Annotated in this window: 18 protein-coding genes and 1 pseudogene; 7 read left to right on the top strand and 12 right to left on the bottom strand. The window is 69.4% G+C overall.

The window, feature by feature from the left end; translation table 11 throughout:
- Nucleotides 1-7: 7 nt before the first annotated feature.
- From LIV37_RS51195 to LIV37_RS51185, 3 genes are read left to right on the top strand one after another with little or no spacing between them, the layout of a single operon-like run.
- Nucleotides 8-526 carry a hypothetical protein gene (locus LIV37_RS51195; protein WP_020874916.1) on the top strand — a complete coding sequence of 173 codons (519 nt, stop codon included), beginning with the start codon at nt 8-10 and terminating at the stop codon, nt 524-526.
- Complete coding sequence (locus tag LIV37_RS51190; protein WP_020874915.1) at nt 523-1,311, top strand: 2-keto-4-pentenoate hydratase; 789 nt, start codon at nt 523-525, stop codon at nt 1,309-1,311. Before LIV37_RS51195 ends, LIV37_RS51190 begins: the two co-directional genes overlap by 4 nt.
- Nucleotides 1,308-2,072, top strand: a complete 765-nt coding sequence (locus tag LIV37_RS51185) for a 2-keto-4-pentenoate hydratase (protein WP_020874914.1) — start codon at nt 1,308-1,310, stop codon at nt 2,070-2,072. The genes LIV37_RS51190 and LIV37_RS51185 overlap by 4 nt, the downstream gene beginning before the upstream one ends.
- A gap of 227 nt (nt 2,073-2,299) precedes the next feature.
- Here the strand turns inward: LIV37_RS51185 and LIV37_RS51180 are convergent, their stop codons facing one another.
- From LIV37_RS51180 to LIV37_RS51160, 5 genes are all read right to left on the bottom strand, one after another.
- On the bottom strand, nt 2,300-2,458 hold the full coding sequence (locus LIV37_RS51180) for a hypothetical protein (RefSeq protein ID WP_020874913.1): 159 nt from the start codon (nt 2,456-2,458) through the stop codon (nt 2,300-2,302).
- Nucleotides 2,459-2,475: 17 nt separating this feature from the next.
- A complete protein-coding gene (locus tag LIV37_RS51175; RefSeq protein WP_020874912.1) occupies nt 2,476-2,811 on the bottom strand; it encodes a hypothetical protein in 336 nt (111 codons plus the stop codon).
- Between the two features lie 172 nt (nt 2,812-2,983).
- Complete coding sequence (locus LIV37_RS51170; protein ID WP_020874911.1) at nt 2,984-3,994, bottom strand: 1-aminocyclopropane-1-carboxylate deaminase; 1,011 nt, start codon at nt 3,992-3,994, stop codon at nt 2,984-2,986.
- A 13-nt stretch (nt 3,995-4,007) separates the two neighbouring features.
- Nucleotides 4,008-5,285 carry an MFS transporter gene (locus LIV37_RS51165; protein WP_020874910.1) on the bottom strand — a complete coding sequence of 426 codons (1,278 nt, stop codon included), beginning with the start codon at nt 5,283-5,285 and terminating at the stop codon, nt 4,008-4,010.
- Nucleotides 5,282-6,676 carry a M20 family metallopeptidase gene (locus tag LIV37_RS51160; RefSeq protein WP_202979683.1) on the bottom strand — a complete coding sequence of 465 codons (1,395 nt, stop codon included), beginning with the start codon at nt 6,674-6,676 and terminating at the stop codon, nt 5,282-5,284. The genes LIV37_RS51165 and LIV37_RS51160 overlap by 4 nt, the downstream gene beginning before the upstream one ends.
- 198 nt (nt 6,677-6,874) lie before the next feature.
- Between LIV37_RS51160 and LIV37_RS51155 the strand changes: the two genes are divergently transcribed.
- Nucleotides 6,875-7,783 carry a LysR family transcriptional regulator gene (locus tag LIV37_RS51155; RefSeq protein WP_020874908.1) on the top strand — a complete coding sequence of 303 codons (909 nt, stop codon included), beginning with the start codon at nt 6,875-6,877 and terminating at the stop codon, nt 7,781-7,783.
- Nucleotides 7,784-8,220: 437 nt separating this feature from the next.
- Here LIV37_RS51155 and LIV37_RS52995 read toward each other — a convergent pair whose 3' ends face one another.
- The gene (locus LIV37_RS52995; protein ID WP_373920787.1) at nt 8,221-8,349 is read right to left on the bottom strand and encodes a hypothetical protein; all 129 of its coding nucleotides are present in this window, start codon (nt 8,347-8,349) and stop codon (nt 8,221-8,223) included.
- A 169-nt stretch (nt 8,350-8,518) separates the two neighbouring features.
- Between LIV37_RS52995 and LIV37_RS51140 the strand changes: the two genes are divergently transcribed.
- From LIV37_RS51140 to LIV37_RS51130, 3 genes and pseudogenes are all read left to right on the top strand, one after another.
- The gene (locus LIV37_RS51140; RefSeq protein ID WP_020874906.1) at nt 8,519-9,217 is read left to right on the top strand and encodes a hypothetical protein; all 699 of its coding nucleotides are present in this window, start codon (nt 8,519-8,521) and stop codon (nt 9,215-9,217) included.
- A gap of 88 nt (nt 9,218-9,305) precedes the next feature.
- Nucleotides 9,306-10,462: pseudogene (locus LIV37_RS51135) on the top strand (transposase).
- Between the two features lie 73 nt (nt 10,463-10,535).
- Complete coding sequence (locus tag LIV37_RS51130; RefSeq protein WP_121826371.1) at nt 10,536-11,516, top strand: threonine ammonia-lyase; 981 nt, start codon at nt 10,536-10,538, stop codon at nt 11,514-11,516.
- Here LIV37_RS51130 and LIV37_RS52990 read toward each other — a convergent pair.
- The 6 genes from LIV37_RS52990 to LIV37_RS51105 form a co-directional block, all read right to left on the bottom strand.
- On the bottom strand, nt 11,474-12,037 hold the full coding sequence (locus tag LIV37_RS52990) for a terpene synthase family protein (RefSeq protein ID WP_420834400.1): 564 nt from the start codon (nt 12,035-12,037) through the stop codon (nt 11,474-11,476). The genes LIV37_RS51130 and LIV37_RS52990 overlap by 43 nt on opposite strands.
- Nucleotides 12,038-12,679: 642 nt before the next feature.
- Nucleotides 12,680-13,528 carry an urease accessory protein UreD gene (locus LIV37_RS51125; RefSeq protein WP_121826372.1) on the bottom strand — a complete coding sequence of 283 codons (849 nt, stop codon included), beginning with the start codon at nt 13,526-13,528 and terminating at the stop codon, nt 12,680-12,682.
- Nucleotides 13,525-14,220, bottom strand: a complete 696-nt coding sequence (gene ureG / locus LIV37_RS51120; RefSeq protein WP_020874902.1) for an urease accessory protein UreG — start codon at nt 14,218-14,220, stop codon at nt 13,525-13,527. Before ureG ends, LIV37_RS51125 begins: the two co-directional genes overlap by 4 nt.
- 28 nt (nt 14,221-14,248) lie before the next feature.
- Nucleotides 14,249-14,923 (bottom strand): urease accessory protein UreF, encoded by a 675-nt coding sequence (locus tag LIV37_RS51115; RefSeq protein WP_121826373.1) that lies wholly within the window; start codon nt 14,921-14,923, stop codon nt 14,249-14,251.
- A 119-nt stretch (nt 14,924-15,042) separates the two neighbouring features.
- Nucleotides 15,043-17,058 carry an urease subunit alpha gene (ureC, locus tag LIV37_RS51110; RefSeq protein ID WP_020874900.1) on the bottom strand — a complete coding sequence of 672 codons (2,016 nt, stop codon included), beginning with the start codon at nt 17,056-17,058 and terminating at the stop codon, nt 15,043-15,045.
- On the bottom strand, nt 17,055-17,396 hold the full coding sequence (locus LIV37_RS51105) for an urease subunit beta (protein ID WP_252505952.1): 342 nt from the start codon (nt 17,394-17,396) through the stop codon (nt 17,055-17,057). Before LIV37_RS51105 ends, ureC begins: the two co-directional genes overlap by 4 nt.
- Between the last annotated feature and the right edge of the window lie 74 nt (nt 17,397-17,470).

The raw sequence follows: 17,470 nt of genomic DNA, 5'->3' as shown, positions 1-17,470 counted from the left end.
TCCCACCATGGGGCAGCAGAAGATCCCGGCGGCCATAGTCGGCCCCGGGAACATAGGCACCGAGCCCTTCACCGAAACCCAAGTCCGCGACACGGTCCGCGCGCCGGACACCGCCGGGATGGAGGCCACCCACCGCACCGAGGCCGACGTCTCCCCGCAGCATTTCGCCGTGGCCCGGGAGCTGGGCACGGAGACTGCCGGGTTCCTGATGACGGCTCACATGACCGACCCGGAGAACCTGGCGAAGCAGGCCCCGATCATGATCGACGCCGGCCGCCAGGCGCGGTACGTCACCGACTCCGCCGGCGCTCTGCTCATGGACGACGCGCGCGCTCGCTTCGAGGCCCTGGTCGCCGAGGTCGGTGACGAGGCCTGGGTCGGTTACCACGGTCACCAGAACGCCGAGCGGTACAAGGTCCCCGCGCACGCCATCGCGCGCCGCTGCGGCGAGCGCGGCTACGTCGACACCCAGGAGGACATGATCATCGACATCGACATCGCGCTGGCCGAGGAGCAGACCACATGACCGATACGACGGCCAAGGCCCACGCTCTCTACGAGGCCCGGCGCACCCGTACCGCCATCCCGCCGTTCACCGACGCCGAACCCGGTCTCGGCATGGACGACGGCTACGCCATCCAGCAGGAGCTCGTGCGTCTCCTGCTCGCCGACGGCGATCGGGTCGTGGGGCACAAAGTCGGGCTCACCGCTGCCCCGATGCAGAAGGCGCTCGGCATCGACACTCCCGATTACGGACCGGTTCTGGCCTCCACCGTCTACCGCGACGGGGACGCGGTCCCGCTCGACGCGTTCGTGGCACCCAAGGTCGAGGCCGAGATCGTCTTCATTCTGGGCGACCGGCTCGAGGGCCCGGGTGTCACCGTCACCCAGGCCCGGGCCGCCATCGCGGGTGCCGTGGCCGGGATGGAGATCATCGACTCCAGGATCGCGGACTGGCGGATCAAACTCGCCGACACCGTCGCCGACCTGGCGTCGAACGGCGCCATGGCCACCTCGAGCCGCATCGTGCCTCTCGGCGACGGTCCGAACAGCTGGGATCCCCGGCTGACCGGGATGGTTCTGACCCGCAACGGCGAATTGGTCGACACGGGCGCCGGCGCCGCCGCGCTGGGAGACCCGGTCGCCGTCGTCGCGTGGCTGGCGAACACCCTGGGCGAGCACGGGGTTGCCCTGGAGCCCGGGCACCTGATTCTGACGGGCGCGCTGCACGCGGCCCTTCCCATGAACCCGGGCGACGTGTTCCGGGCCGAGTTCGACCGGCTGGGCCCGGTGACGGTGAGGACCGCATGAGCGTGAACGTAAGCGAGTTGGCCGCCCGGCTGAGCAAGGCCGTTGCGGATCGTACCGCCATCACCAAACTGACCGACGAGTTCCCCGAACTCGACATCCCCACCGGTTACCGAGTGCAGCGCGAGCTACGGTCCGCGACCGGGCAGATCGCCGGCTGGAAGCTCGGCGTCACCTCACGTGCCAAGCAAGCCCAGGTCGGAGTGGACAGCCCGATCTACGGCTTCCTGCCGGCCACGGGGGCAGTGGACCTCGGCGAGCCACTGGACACCTCGGCGCTCATCCAGCCTCGCTGCGAGCCGGAGATCGTATTCACTCTGGGTCGGGACCTCGAAGGCCCGCACATCACCGCGACCGATGTCGTCGCCGCGTCGTCGGGGGTCGCCGTCGGTATCGAGGTCCTCGACTCCCGATTCGTGGACTACGGCTTCACCATGGCCGACGTTGTCGCGGACAACACCTCGGCGAGCCGGTTCGTCGTCGGGGTGCCGGTCACGACGCCTGGGGTCGACCTGCGCCTGGTGGGCGTCCTCCTGGAGAAGAACGGTGAGGTGGTCGCGACCGCCTCCGGAGCGGCGTCGCTGGGCCACCCGGCAGCCGCGGTCGCCTGGCTCGTCCGGCAGCTCGCCGCCGAGGACGAAGGCCTGGCCGCCGGACAGATCGTGCTCTCCGGCGGACTCACCGCCGCCGTCCCGGTCAGGCCCGGGGATGTCGTCACCGCGACCATCGATCGCCTCGGCTCAGTAGAGCTGGGCTGCCGGTGACCCAACGCTGCAAGCAGGGCGAGCACGTCGCGGGCCGGCCCACGCACCAGCCAGGAGGACCAGCTTGCCGGTCTGGGTCTCGTCCTCAACGCCCCAACCCCGCAGGAAACGCTGCCCAGTCGCACCCGTCAGCCTGCGTTTGGCGCATTATTCACTGCGGCGGGACCAGCAATTGTGGGTTGGCCCGCCGGTTCGTGCCCTCCGTCTCCCGTGGGCGGCAAGTACTACTACACCCGCCCGGAATTCGGCCGCACCGTCAGCATGTGCTCACCCTCGGTCGCGGACCGGCGGGCGGTGAGAATGAGCCGGTGAATCGCCGGGCCCCACACGCGGGTGAAGGCCAGGTCGGGGAGCGGGATCGTCTCCGCTGAGGCGGTGAACGCCACGGCGTCCCAGCCCAGGATCAGCCCACGTGCCCGGCCGACGGGCTGACGACGGCCCGGCCGCCCCCGTTCGCGAGGGCTACATCCCCGCCGGCCAGGAGGTGCAGCGCCAGTGAGCCCGGTGGGGCGGAGCAGTCCCAGGCGTCGCCGATCTCAATGCGCTCGTCGTCGTCCGCGCCGCGTACGAGCCGGAACGTACGAAGCCAGCGAGTCAGCCCTGCTTCGGGCGGGTAGGCCGCGGCGAGGTCGCACCTCAGCTCATCCGTGGTGCCGTCGCAGCGGTGGGCGACCGCGGCGGCCCGGAAGCCCGGCCCCGGCGGCTGGCCCCCCTTCCCGCTGCCACGGTCAGTCGCCACCAGGTATCGAGGGATCGCGGTAGGGCACCTCGCCGTGTTCTTCTTGCCATGCTTGCGTCCCGAGCGGCGACGCTCGGCGCCTGACCGCGCGAAAGGCCTTGCCGGCACGCGATCTCCGCCCGGGGCGGGCCGTGAGGACGGGTAGACCTCACCGACGCTCTCCGGTTGACGCCTACCCGAACAGGGCGCTGTAGCCGTTCAGTGCCGGCTGCCCGCCGAGGTGGGCGTAGAGCACCTTGGCGTCCTTGGCGATCTCGCCTCGGGTGACGAGGTCGATGAGGCCCGCCATGGACTTGCCCTCGTACACCGGGTCGGTGATCATGCCATCGGTCCGTGCGGCCAGCCGCATCGCGTCCATGGTGGAGTCGTCCGGGATGCCGTAGGTGCCCGCGTGGTAGCGCTCGTCGAGCAGGATCTCGTCGTGGGTGAGATCCCGGTCCAGGCCGATGAGCGACGCGGTTCCGCGCGCGATCCGGGCCACCTGGTCCCAGGTCTCCTTCGGCTTGGCCGAGGCGTCGATGCCGAGGATCCGCCGCGGCCGCCCGCCCAGCGCGGCGAATCCGGCGATCATGCCGGCCTGGGTGCTGCCGGTGACCGAGCACACCACGATGGTGTCGAAGAAGACCCCGAGCTGCTGCTCCTGCTCCGCCACCTCGAACGCCCAGTTCGCGAAGCCCAGCCCGCCGAGCCGGTGGTCCGAGGCGCCGGCGGGGATCGCGTAGGGCTTGCCGCCCGCTGCCTCGATCTCCGCGATCGCCTGCTCCCAGCTCTCCTTGAACCCGATGCCGAACCCCGCCTTCACCAGCCGCACGTCCGCTCCGGCGAGCCGGGACAGCAGGATGTTGCCGACCTTGTCGTACACCGCGTCCGGCCAGTCGACCCAGCTTTCCTGGATCAGCACGCACTTGAGCCCCGCCCGGGCCGCGACCGCCGCGACCTGGCGCGTGTGGTTGGACTGCACGCCGCCGATCGACACGAGCGTGTCGCAGCCCTGCGCCAGGGCATCGGCGACGAGGTACTCCAGCTTGCGGGTCTTGTTGCCGCCGTAGGCGATGCCGGAGTTGCAGTCCTCGCGCTTGGCCCAGATCTCCGCGCCGCCCAGGTGCTTGGTCAGGCGCTCCAGGCGGTGCACCGGCGACGGGCCGAACAGCAGCGGGTAGCGGTCGAAGTCGTTGAGGGACAAGGGATATCTCCGATCAGTGGATGTCGAGCCTGCGCCGCGCGAACGCCACGCAGGACAGGCTGAGTACGGCCAGGAACATCAGGTAGAAGGTCGGCGCGAGCTTGCTGCCGGTCACATCGACGAGCCAGACGATGATCAGCGGTGTGGTGCCGCCGAACAGCATCACGGCGATGTTGTAGCTCACCGCCAGGCCGGTGGCCCGGTTGGTGATGGGGAACAGCTCCGCCATCATCGCGGGCAGTGGGGCGAAGTAACCGGCCTTCAACACGCCGACCAGGAACATCACGCCGAGTATCACCCCGAAGCCCGGGGCGGCGACCAGGAACGCGAGGCTCGGGTACACCAGTGCGAGGATCAGCGCCGCGAAGATCAGCATGATCCGGGTGCGGCCGAACCGGTCCGACAGGTGACCCACCACGGGAGTCAGGCCGGTCAGCACGATCCCGGTGACCAGAGTGGAGGCGAATCCGGTCGACGCCGGCAGGTCCAGTTCCTTCACCGCGAACGTGGGCATGTAGGTGATGAAGTAGCTGATCGCGGTGGACACGGCGAGCGCGCCCATGGCCACGAACATGCGGTCCTTCTGGGTACGGAACGTCTCCTTCACCGGCGCGCGCTCCTGGTCCGCGGTCTTGACGAACTCACCGGCCTCGCCGACGTAACGCCGGATGTAGTAGCCGACCGGGCCGATCAGCAGACCGAAGAAGAACGGGATGCGCCAACCCCACGACTCCAGCTGCGCGTCGGACAGCGTGGCCGTGAGCACCGTGCCGAACGCCGACGCGAGCAGCGTCGCGAAGCCCTGGCTCGCGAACTGCCAGCTGGCCATGAAGCCGCGCTTCTCGGGCCTGTGCTCGATGAGGAACGCGGTGGCGCTGCCGAACTCCCCGCCCGCGGAGAAGCCCTGGAGGAGCCGGGCGATCAGGATCGCGATCGGTGCGACGAGCCCGATCGTCGCGTACGGCGGCATGACCGCGATGAGCAGCGTCGCGACCATCATGAGCCGGATCGACACCATGAGCGCACGCTTGCGCCCAGCACGGTCGGCATACGCGCCGAGCACGAGTGCCCCCAGCGGACGGACCACATAGGCCACCGCGAACGTGCCGAGCGTCAGCAGCAGCGACACGGTCTCGTCGGCGGTGGGGAAGAACTGTTCCGAGATCGTCGCGGCGAAGAAGCCGTAGACGAGGATGTCGAACCATTCCAGCGCGTTCCCGATGGACGCGGCGACGATGACGCGGTGCACCTTCACCGGTGGTGCTTCGGGGGCTACGGTCCGTGTGGTCATGGGTGACTCCTCACGGGAGAGTCCTCGCCGAGGTCCCAGAACAGGCCGGCCATGATGCGCAGGCTCTCCCGCGCCACCGGGGCCAGCAGGTGCTCGTCCGGGGCGTGCTGAGCGCAGGCGGGGTAGGAGTGCGGGATCCAGAGCGTGCACAACCCGAGCGCGCCTGCGAAGGCGTCGTTGGGAAGGCTGCCGCCGAGGTTCGGCAGCAGCGCCGGTTCCGCGCCGGTGGTGCTGCTGATCGAGCCGAGCGCCCAGTGCACCCAGGGGTCGTCCGGATCGGTCCGGGTCGGCGGCATGGTCGGGCCGACCTCGACGTCGACCATGGGAAATCCGTGGTCGTCCAGGTGGGTACGGAGGATGACGCCGAGCTTGTCGACGTCGGTGCCGACCACGGACCGGAGCTGGCAGTGCGCGTGGGCGCTGCCGGGAATGGCGTTGACCGGGGTGTCCGGGTTGCCGGCGGCGAGCGAGAGCACCTCGACGCTGTTCCAGCCGACGAGGCGCTCGGCCGGGGTGAGACCGGGTTCGCCCCAGCCGTCGTCGACGGGCGGATCGTCCGGTCCGCCGCCGACCGCGATGTCGCGCAGGGCTTCCCGGACGTTCTCGGGGACCTCCCGCGGCCGCAGACCGGAGACGAGAATGCGGCCCCGCGCGTCGACGATGGAGGCGAGCGCCGCCCCCAGCACGGTCGCCGGGTTGCGCAGCAGACCGCCCCAGTTGCCGGAGTGGTAGGAGCCCTCACGCAGGTCGACCCGCAGCGTGAACGGGGTGGAGCCGCGTGAACCGAGGAACAGTGTCGGCCGCTCCGCGGCCACGCGCGGCCCGTCGGACGCGATCAGCACGTCGGCGGCGAGCTCGTCCCGCAACTGGGCGCAGACCGTGCGCAGGCCCGGCGAGCCGGACTCCTCCCCGGTCTCGACCAGCACCTTGAGGTTGAAGCCGAGCCGACCGCGCACGCGGAGCACTTGCTCGAGTGCCGCGAAGTTGATGGTGTGCTGGCCCTTGTTGTCGGCGGTGCCGCGGCCGTACCAGCGGTCGCCCTCGACCACGACCTGCCACGGATCGAGGCCGGGCCGCCACCGCTCCGGCTCGCCGAGGACGACGTCGCCGTGGCCGTAGACCAGCACCGTCGGCATCTCATCGCCCTCGTGCCGGGTCGCCACGAGCAGCGGGTAGTCGCCGGCGGGGTTGTCGAGGACGCGTGCCTCGCAGCCCAGCCGGCCGGTGAGCGCAGGGGCCAGCTCGTCGGTGAGGTAGGAACGCAGCGTCCGCGCCCCGGCCCGGTCCTGGCTTTCGGTCGCGAACGCGACCCGGCGGCCGAGGTCGGCGAGGAATTCCCCGGAATCGTAGTATTCGGTGGCGCAATCGATCACGGCAGCACGGGTCATCATTACCCTTAACATGAGAAACGTGCGATTTACAATGCGTCCGGCCGGTGTGCTGAGTTTACGGAGCGGGATAGGGCGGCGATAGAGCGGGAAATTGCACGTTTTCGAAGGGTGTATTGCCCTGGCGGCAACGGCTACGGTCGGCGGCTTCCCCACCACCACCCTCAGCGGACGCGCTTCGCACTGGAGTACATTCTCGGAATGCACCTCCTGCCCACGTCGCTGCGCTACTTCCTCGAGGTCGCGCGCACCGGTTCGATCAGCGAGGCCTCGGAGCGCCTGCACGTGGCGACGTCGGCGATCAGTCGGCAGATCGCGAAGCTGGAGCAGGACGTCGGGGCGCCGCTGTTCGAGCGCCAGCCGCGGGGGATGGTGCTGTCGGAGGCGGGCGAGATTCTCACCGCCTACGCCCGGCGCAGCGCGCTCGAGGCCGAGCAGGTGCTCGCCGACGTGCACGGCGTCCAGGCCCTGCACCGCAGTACCGTCAAACTCGCGAGCTCCGAGGGTTTCGCGCGCGATTTCCTGCCGGCGGCTATCACCGCATTTCGGGAAAAATATCCGGGGGTGCGGTTCCGACTGAATGTCACCGGCCCCACCGCGGCGACGCGGCAGGTGATAGACGGCACGGTGGACCTGGCCGTCACTTATAGCCTCGGACCGGAATGGGGAATCAAGGTCGAGTATTCGCAGCAGCAGCCGATCTACGCGCTGATGCCCGACGATCATCCGCTGGCGCACCGGGAGTACGTCGAGCTCGCGGACCTGCTGGAGTACCCGCTCGCGCTGATGGACGAGGGAACCACGATCCGGCAACTCTTCGACGTCTGCGTCGCGCTGGAGGGGCTGAGCTTCGAGCCCGCACTCGTCAGCAACTACTCGGGTGCGCTACAGAGTTTCGCGCAGCTACGCGGTGGGGTCACCCTGGTCGGTCCGCTGACGGTGCGGCGGCGGCTCGATGCAGACCGCCTGGCGATCGTTCCCATCCACAACCCGGAACTGAGCCGCCGGAGCATGCAGATCCAATCGATGGCGCGGCGCGCATTGCCCGCGGCGGTGCGGGCCTTCCTCGCGCACCTGATCGAGCAGATCGGTGATGACATTCTCATGTAGGCAGATCCTTGGCGGCGGCCCAGGCCGATTGGCGAAACTCCTGGCAACAGCGACGCGGCACTACCTGCCCTCAGCTCGGCGAGGAAGCAGCGGGGCGACGCTGTGGATCAGCCCGGCGACCGGTAATGACGTTGGGTGGGACACCAGGGCTGGTCCCGTTGTCCCATCACGGGCCTCGTCAAGGTGTCCTCGAGGGGACGGGCTTGGTGGGTGCCGTGGTGAGCCGGGCCGAGGCGGTGCGGCGATCCCACGCAAGCGGGACCAGGAGAGATTCACTGCTGGTTACCCCCTTGCCGCCCCCGGTCCGGCACCGCTACAGGCGCACGGTGAACTTCCCGTCAGGCCGCTTGTGCAGCCAGCCACGATCGGCGAGCTTGGTCATCTTCGCCCGCAGCGGCTCCAGCTTCCCCCGCACCCCCACCTCAAGCCCCAATTCCTCATCCACCGACTTGACCTGCACACCCCCTCCGACAGCCCGCACGATCGCCAGGATCCGGCGGTAGTCGGCAGGCAGCGCGGCTTCGTCGCCAGCCCAGGTTGTTGGCATCCTGGACACCGGTGTTCATGCCCTGGCCACCCGCCGGTGAGTGGCAGTGGCATCCGCACGTTTACCCGCGCCGACGACGCCCACGGCGCGCGGCCGCCATCCGACTTGCTTTGGCGGCACCGATTCCACAACGCGCCAACAAGTCCTAAAATGTGTTGGCTCGGGGTCAACGGGGGAGGTTGACGAGCGTGGAGCCGACACCGGTGCTGATTGTGATCGCCTTGATCTGCTGGTTGGTCTACGCACTGTTCGTATGGATCCGCACAGTCGTGCACCGGCGGCGGCTGCCGGAGCCGTCGGTCGCCCCGGGCAAGTTGGAAATCTATCAGGGGCAGGCATTCCGCGAGATGTGCCGACGGGCGGCGCACTCGGGGCGGCGCGTGATGATGACCGACTACTTCGCCGAGCGAGGATGGAATCGGGCAGACGTCATGCGCATCCTGGCCGAGCTGCTCAAGCACAAAATGATCGTTGTGGAGGGCTGGCGGTTCGGCAGCTATAGCGTGACGCACAAGGGCTGGACCGAGTACGAGGGCAAGTTCATCTGGACAGGAGGCGAAGGGGTGCACATCTCCACCGGACCGGGCGGCTTCGTCGTGGCCAACGTCAACAGCCATCACTCGGTGGCCCACGGAGGCTACGGCAACCGGGCGAACGCGCCTGACATTCCCCACCAGCAACTGATCGACGCCCTGCGCACGGACGCGGACACCGCGACGTCCGACGAGGCGGTAAGGGCGCGGGAGTACGCCGACGACCTGGCCGCGGCCGTCGAGGCGCAGGATGCCGACAGGACGGCTCGCGTCCTCGGAAGGATCAACGCCCTCCTGTCCACCGCTACGGCCGCCTTCACCCTGGCCCGCGGACTACTGCCATCCAGCTCGTAGCGGAACGGATCTCGATCGAAGCTGCGGCATCCGTGCAGGCGGTCACCGAGTAGACCCGCGTTGCAGCACGGGTTGGGAAGGCACGCCCATGCTCAGCGTAGTCAACAACGACGGAACCACCGAGACCGGATCCCTGATGGACGACATCGTCCGCGAGGGCGCCCGGCGGATGCTCACTGCGGCCATGGAGGCCGAAGTCAACCAGTACATAGCTGAGTTGGCCGGTGAGCGGGACGAGGTCGGCCGTCGTCTGGTGGTCCGCAACGGCCATCATCGCGAACGGGCGGTGACCACCGCCGCCGGGCCGGTCGCGGTGAAGGCGCCCCGCGTGAACGACAAGCGCGTCGACGTGGAGACCGGTGAGCGCAAGCGGTTCTCGTCGAAGATCCTCGCGCCGTGGTGCCGCAAGTCCCCGAAGATCAGCGAGGTCTTGCCCCTGCTCTACCTCCACGGACTGTCGTCCGGGAATTTCGTGCCCGCCGTGGAGCAGTTCCTGGGCTCGACGGCCGGCCTCTCACCGGCGACGGTGACCCGGCTGACGAAGCATAGGACCGACGACCACACCGCCTTCCAGGCCCGCGACCTGTCGGATTCCGACTACGTCTACGTGTGGGCCGACGGCGTCCACCCCAAGGTCCGCCTCGGCCAGGCCCACTCCTGCGTCCTGGTCCTGATGGGTGTGCGCCCCGACGGCCGAACTCGTCGTCGGCGACGGCGCGATGGACCTGTGGAGGGCCCTCGCAGAGGTGTTTCCGCAGGCCAGGCATCAGAGGTGCTGGGTCCACAACCCGCAATGTCATGAACGCGCTACCGAAGTCGGCTCAACCCGGAGCGAAGAAGGCCCTGCAGGAGATCTACAACGCCGAGGACCGCGACCACGCGGAGAAGGCGATCAAGGGCTTCGAGCGCGCCTACGGAGCGAAGTGGCCGAAAGCGGCCAGGAAGGTCACCGACGAGGTTGACGAGCTCCTCGCTTTCTACGACTTTCCTGCCGAGCACTGGGTGCACCTGCGCACGACAAATCCCATCGAGAGCACCTTCAGCACCGTGAAGTTGAGGACCAAGGTCACCCGTGGGGCCGGCAGCCCTGCAGCGGCCCTCGCGATGGTGTTCAAGCTTGTCGAGTCCGCCCAGGGCCGCTGGCGCGCGGTCACCGCACCCCACCTCGTCGCCCTCGTCCGCAACGGGGCCCGCTTCGAGAACGGTCACCTCGTCGAACATCCCGAGGAGCCCGCCGCAGCGTGACACACCTCAACCGGCCTGCAACTCCTGACAGTTGCTCATGGACCGGCGCCCGGTGGCGCTAGGCTGCTGTGCTGTGCAGGAGACGCGTCTCGACACTGCTCGGATCCGGGCGGCTCGCCGGGTGATCGACCCGGTCTTTCTCGACACTCCGCTGTACCGCTGCGAGGCGCTGGAGCCCGGCCTTGGGTGCACGGTGAGCATCAAGCTCGAAACCGCGAACCCAGTCCGCAGCTTCAAGGCCCGCGGCACCGAGGTAGTCGCGCGCCTGCTCGCCGACAATGGCCCGCGAGCCGCGGTGTGCGCCAGCGCGGGCAACCTCGGCCAAGCCCTCGCCTGGTCCGGCCGCGGCCGGGGGCTCGACGTCACCGTCGTGGCATCCCGCTTTGCGACTCGGGCCAAGCTTGATCGCATCCGCGCACTGGGCGCCAGGCTGGAGCTGGTGGACGGCGACCACGAGATGGCTCGCGAGCGGGCGGCGGCCATCGCGAGGTACGACGGCATCCGGCTGGTCGAAGACAGCCTGGACATCGAAACCTGCGAGGGCGCGGCGACCATCGGCCTGGAACTGGTGGACACCGCACCGTCGTTCGACACCGTCCTGATCGCTCTCGGCGGCGGTGCGCTGGCCACCGGCGTGGGCCATGTGGTGAAGGCATTGGCACCCGAAGTCGAGGTGATCTGCGTCCAGCCGCTGGGGGCACCGGCGCTGACACACTCGTGGCGCCAGCGGCGCGTCGTCACCACCGACTCGACCAATACGATCGCCGACGGCGTCGCCGGCCGGTGTCCCATCCCGGCCGTCCTGGACGACCTCCTCCTGGTCGCTGACGACGCCGTCCTGGTCCAGGAAGCGTCGATCATCGCCGGTATGCGGATGCTCCTCGACCACGCCGGCCTCGTCGTCGAACCGTCGGCCGCGCTCGGCATCGCGGCCATCCTCGAAGACCGTGACCGCTTCGCCGACCGACACGTCGTCACCATCGTGTGCGGCAGCAACGTCGACGTAGACGCCTACCACCAATGGGTCGGCGCGGCTCCCATCCACAGGTCTTGACAATTGCTCTCGTCGGTCGGGCACATTCGGCTGCTGGTATTCGTATGGGGCTGGGGTTCGTGGGCGGGCCGCGGGGTGGAAGGAGGTGGCGTACCGGCGGGTTGCGCAGTCGAAGCGCAGAGGATCAGCGTCGGCCAGGGGCGGCGGATAGCGGCCGGATTCCTGGAGCCAGGCGAGGTGGGTGCCGGGCATGGTGCAGATCGTGTGGGCGACCTGGGCGACACAAGCCCGGGTGGAGGGGCGCGGAGTCCTGGTGACGTGGTGCGGCCCGCGGCGTGCGGTGGCCATCTGCGACGCCGGCGCTGCATGCGGTCGGTCACCTGCCGTACGGCGGCCTCAAGGCCGCAGTCTGCCGCATGCTTCAGGACGATGACGTAGTTCGTGGTCTCCCCCGCCGCTGCCTCCCGTGGGAGGGACAGCAGCTCGTTGGTCCATGCGCCGTGGCCGCGGTGCGCGATCTGGGTCGGGAAGGCGTCCCGGTGCCGGTGGAGGTGGTCGCGGAAGCGATGTCGGTGTGACATCCCGAATGCGGTGGCGGGCCACAGGCCGGCCACCGCGGTGAGGACAGAAGGCGACGCTCGGTGGGTATGCGGCGGGCGGCCCTCGATGACGGCGGTGAGCGCCGCGTACGTGTCGCTTACCGCCGTCTCGGAGCGGCCCATGGGGCCTTCGTCCTGCTCGTCGTCGAGGTGGAAGAGCAGGTGATCCACTGGGCCAGCCGTTCCACGTCCGCGGCGGGAGCGTCGGGGATCATGCGGGCTGCCATGCGGTGGAAGCCGGCTGCGCGCAGGCGTGCGCGCTGGGCCGCACCCCCTGCCGGACCGGTTCGCACGGCCCACACGTCCAATCCCGAGCCGATCTGGTCGACCCGCGGGTGGATCCGGCCCGGGGAGGAGATGCCCAGGTCGTTGACAGGCACGGTCACGTTCGGTCCTGCTCTCTCTCGCAGGCGTGCTGACATGTGGGCGAGCAGGGGTGGGCGAAGGGGGCGCCACGGCACACCCCCCGCCCACCGACGACAGCGCGAGCAGCAGCGCTGCACTTCGTGCGGGAAGGGAGCGGGCTCGCTGGGCGAGGTCCCTGGTTCGGCGCGGGGCGTGGATGCTTGGGGCCGGCCCGCCAGCGTGGCCGACCGCCCGCCAAGGAGCGGCGGGCCACCCGCGTTACTTGTGGAGGGCGTGTACGAGGGCCTCGTCGAGCAGTTCCCGCAGGCCCGAGGAAGTTGGTGCGACGGCGGTGGCGAGCAGTGCCGGGCCGCCGGCCAGCGGTGCGAGGACGGCGCACCCGTCCCGGGAGTCCTCGCCGAGGAGGACGGGGCCGCGGCGGATTCCCATCTCCGGGTCGACGAGCAGGAGTTGGCCGACGGCGCGGTGTCCGTGCAAGACGGCCGGGCCGTCCCAGCCGGGCTCTGGGGCCCCGTATGCCGTCCGCTGGACGAGCAGCGGTCTTCCGGCACGGTGGACCAGGAGTCGGCTGACGAGGTGACCCGGTTCCTCGTTGGCCCGGCCCAGGAGCTGCTCCTCCCGGAGCAACAGCCGGGCGGTGGCGGCGAGGTTGACGGTATAGGTCTGCCGGAGGTTACTGCCGGCGGCGCTGATCAGCGGCTGGGGCAGCCAGCGCAGGCTCGTGTGTTCCCCGGCGGTGAGCCTTACGTCGTAGCTGGCCGGGGCGCTGGTGGGGCCGCGCAGGGCGAGCGTGGCAGCAGCCGTCGTGACCTCCAGCACGGCCCGGTCCCCGGCGGTGACGCCGATGGTGAGCCGGTCGCCGCCGAGGGGGGCGCTCATCGCACCGATGATCCCCACCCTGGCGGAGTTCCCGTTGGTGCGCATGCGCCGGAGGTGGAACGGGCCGTCACTGCGCAGCTGGGAAAGCGTGGTGACGCGTCCGTTGTAGGTGGCGTGGATGCGGGCCGTGGCCCGCACCCCGTCCGGGTGCCCGGCGGGCTCGTCGAGGCCGGAGGGGGCTCCGGTCAACGCTGCCCGGTGTTCGGCGAATTGTGCGGCGGGGCTCATACGGCCGCCTTGGCGTGCCACTCGGTGAGGTGGGCGGTGACCCAGTCTGCGACCTCACGGATGCCGTCGTCGGAGGTGAGGCTGGTGAAGATGACGGGGAGGTCGCCGCGTTGCCGCTTGGCGTCGGCGGCCATGGTGGTGAGGTCGGCGCCTACGTGCGGGGCGAGGTCGGTTTTGTTGACGAGGAGGAGGTCGGCGATGGTGATGCCGGGGCCGCCCTTGCGGGGGATGTCGTCGCCGCTGGAGACGTCGATGACGAAGATCTGCACATCGACGAGGCCCTTGGAGAAGGTGGCGGTGAGGTTGTCGCCACCGGACTCGACCAGCACGAGGTCGAGGGGATTAAGCGTCTGCTCCAGGTGTTCGACCGCCTCCAGATTGGCGGAGATGTCGTCGCGGATCGCGGTGTGCGGGCACGCGCCGGTCTCCACCGCGGTGATCCGCTCGGGCGGCAGCACGGCCTCGCGCAGCAGGTACTCGGCGTCCTCGCGGGTGTAGATGTCATTGGTGACGACGGCCATCGCCCAGCGGTCGCGCAGGGTGCGGCAGAGCGCGGCGACGCTGGCAGTCTTCCCGGAGCCGACGGGCCCGCCCAGACCGACACGGAGGGCTCGGCGGCTGCCCTCGGCGCGGAGCGGCCCGGCACTGTGGGTGTGGCGCTGCGGCATGGTCACGGGGTGGTCGAGGTGCACGTAGAACTCCAGGTGAGAAGGGAAGGTTTCAGGAGGCGAAGAGCCGGACAGTCCAGGCGGCGTGCTGTTCACCGGTGATGTCCAGCAGCGGAGAGGACGCCGACGGCAGGGCGTCGATGCCCTCGGCCGTGACGCGGTCCGCGGCTTGGGCGGCAGCCGTGGCGACGGCGTCGATGTCGGAGCTGAGACGAGCCAGCAGCCCGGAGGCGTCGAGCGGGTCGAGGCCGAGCAGGCGCACTGCCGCGGTGGCCGGGCCGCCGGCGTTCTCGTACGCGGTGGCGTAGGCGGCGTCCAGTGGGGTGAGCCCGGCGGCCCTGGCTGCCAGGCCCAGCACGATCGGCTGGTGGGCGCCCTGGGGGCGTGCGGCGGCCAGCCGTTCCAGGTCTTCGGAGGGGAAGGTGGCACGGGCTGCGCGTATCATCTGCCGGCCGAGCCGCCGGGCGACGGCGCGCAGCGCGGGCGCGGGGGTGCGTGCGTCGGCGGCGTCGTCCAGCAGCGGCGGGTCGAGTCCGGCCGCCGCCGCGGCGGCCAGGCCGGCCATGGTCAGGCCGGTGGTGTGCAGACGACCGCGGCAGAACGCCTGAAGGCTGTCGGTGTTGTGTACGGCTTGGTGGGCTACGGCGGCTTCGACGCCTCCGGAGTGGGCGTGCCCTCCGGCGGGGAAGCGGCCGTCGGCCAACAGGAGCAGGGCTGCACGGCTCATGGGTGAGCGGCTGCCTTTCACGGGGTCGGAAGGTGTGCCGAGCGCGGGCGGGCCCGGCCTGCCCGCCCGAGGGCCCGACGGCGGTGCTGGCGCTTGGGCGGCCGGGCAGGCGGTGGTTCTCAGAAGAGGAAGTACCGCTGCGCCAGGGGTACTTCGTTGACGTAGGAACGCGGCACGGTCGCACCATTGAGTTCGGCGCGAGTGTCGGTCGTGGTCGCACCGCCGATGGTGACCTCGAAGCTGTTGTGGTCGACTTCGAGGCTGTCGGGCACTGTGTCGTTCAATTTCATGTCGGCCTTCGTGACGTGCCGGGTGCTGGTGATGTCCACGAAGTCCTTGTCGAGGCCGAGACCGGAACTACTGCTGGTGCCGTCTCCGTTCAGGTTGTCGGCCACGCCCGGAGCGACGAAGTTCACCGAGTTGCGTCCCGGGGAGCGGCCGGTGGAGCCCCAGACCGGGCGCGGCTGGTAGGGCTGCGGCGTGGGGATCGACGCGTTGGCGTCGCCGACCTGCGCGTAGGCGAGCTGGCCGCCCTTGAGGACCATGTGCGGTTTGACGCCGAAGAACTTCGGCTCCCACAGCACCAGGTCGGCGAGCTTCTCCGTCTGCACGTCGCCGACGTGGCCGTCGATGCCGTGGGTGATCGCTGGGTTGATCGTGTACTTGGCGACATATCGGCGCGCCCGGAAGTTGTCGTTCGGCTGCCGCTGCTGGTCGTTGAAGGAGTGGTTGGTGTCCTCGGTGATCGTGCGGGCCGTCGCGGCTTCGAGGTCCTCCTTCAGCGGCCCGTAGCGGCGCTTCATGACGTGCGCGGTCTGCCAGGTACGCATGATCATCTCGCCGATGCGGCCCATCGCCTGGGCGTCGGAGGACATCATGGAGATGGCGCCCATGTCGTGCAGGAGGTCCTCCGCGGCCATGGTGGAGGGCCGGATCCGGGAGTCGGCGAAGGCCATGTCGGCCGGAATCTGCGGGTTGAGGTGATGGCACACGATCATCATGTCGACGTGCTCCTTGACGGTGTTGACCGTCAAAGGACGCGTCGGGTTGGTCGAGGCCGGCAGGACGTTCGGTTCCTTGACCAGCTCGATCATGTCCGGCGCGTGACCGCCGCCGGCACCCTCGACATGGAAGATGTGGATGGAGCGTGCCTTCTTCCTCGTGAACTTTCCCCCGGCGTCCCTGCCATCGCCTGTGAAGGCCGCTCGCGTACTCTCCAGGAACCCCGACTCGTTCAGCGAGTCGGCGTGCAGGGCAAGCTGGACACCGCGCTCTTCACAGACGTCCAGGGCTCGGTCGATCACCGCGGGCGTGGCGCCCCAGTCCTCGTGAATCTTGAAGCCACAGACACCGGCGTCCACCTGAGCGTTGAGCTCGTGCTCGTTCATCGTGCTGCCCTTGCCGAGCAGGCCGATGTTGACCGGGAACTCATCCAGCGCCTCGAAGGCCCGCCTGATGTGCCATGCGCCCGGGGTCACGGTGGTGGCCGTGCTGCCCTCGGCCGGTCCCGTGCCGCCGCCGATCAGGGTGGTCACCCCCGAGGCCAGGGCCTCGTGGATCTCCCCGGGGCAGATGAAGTGGACATGGGTGTCCACACCACCCGCGGTGAGGATCCGCCCATTGCCGGAGACGGCCTCGGTGCTCGGCCCGATGACGAAGTTCGTCGGCGTCGGGGCCGAGGCTTCCTTCGTGGGCCCACGATCCGGCATCTCGAAGCTCGTGATCTTGTCCATCGTCTCGGGGTTGTACGCCTTGCCGATGGCCGCGATCCTGCCGTCGCGGATGCCGATGTCGGCCTTGACCACGCCCCACCAGTCGAGGATCAGCGCGCCCGTGATGACGGTGTCGACGGGCCTGTGGTCCGTAGCGTTACCGTCGCTGCGCTGTCCGTCCCTGGCAACGTGCGACATGCCCATCGACTCGCGGATCACCTTGCCGCCGCCGAAGACCATCTCACTGCCGCTGTACGAAGGACCGCCGCTCCAGTCGGCCTCGATCTCCAGCGTGAGGTCGGTGTCGGCGAGCCGGACCCGGTCCCGCGTGGTCGGCCCGTACAGCGCGGTGTAATCCGCCCGCGTCAGCTCATTGCTCGGCTTCTTCGCCTGGCCACGGCCTTGTCCCTGCGGGTTACTCATCGAACGATCCCCTCGCGCAGTCCCTGGATCTTGGTCAGGTCGCTGGTGTTGCTGCCGCCGGCCGTGACATCACCCTGGATCTGCACCAGCTCCACACAGCACTCGTCGCCCGGTTCGAAGCGCACGGACGTGCCCGCGGCGATGTTGAGCCGTCGGCCCTTCGCCGCCTCGCAGTTCCACAGACTGCGGTCATCCGGGACTGTCTGACCGGCAGGGACCTGGATGCTGACGACCTTGAGCCCCGGGTTGACCTCGGCGAAGTGATAGTGGGAGGCGACCTGAATGGGACGGTCCGACTCGTTCTTCACCTTGATCTTCGTCCTGCCCGGCCCCGGCAAGGAGGTGGCGTCACTCTGTAGGCTGACGCCCTGCGTATCCCCGTCGAGGTGAACATTGAAGTAGATCGCGTCGT

Origin of the sequence: Streptomyces rapamycinicus NRRL 5491, from assembly GCF_024298965.1 — a bacterium.
Taxonomy (GTDB): Bacteria; Actinomycetota; Actinomycetes; order Streptomycetales; family Streptomycetaceae; genus Streptomyces; species Streptomyces rapamycinicus.
The sequence above is the reverse complement of the archived record's forward strand: the minus strand, read 5'-3'. Positions and strand labels throughout refer to the sequence as shown.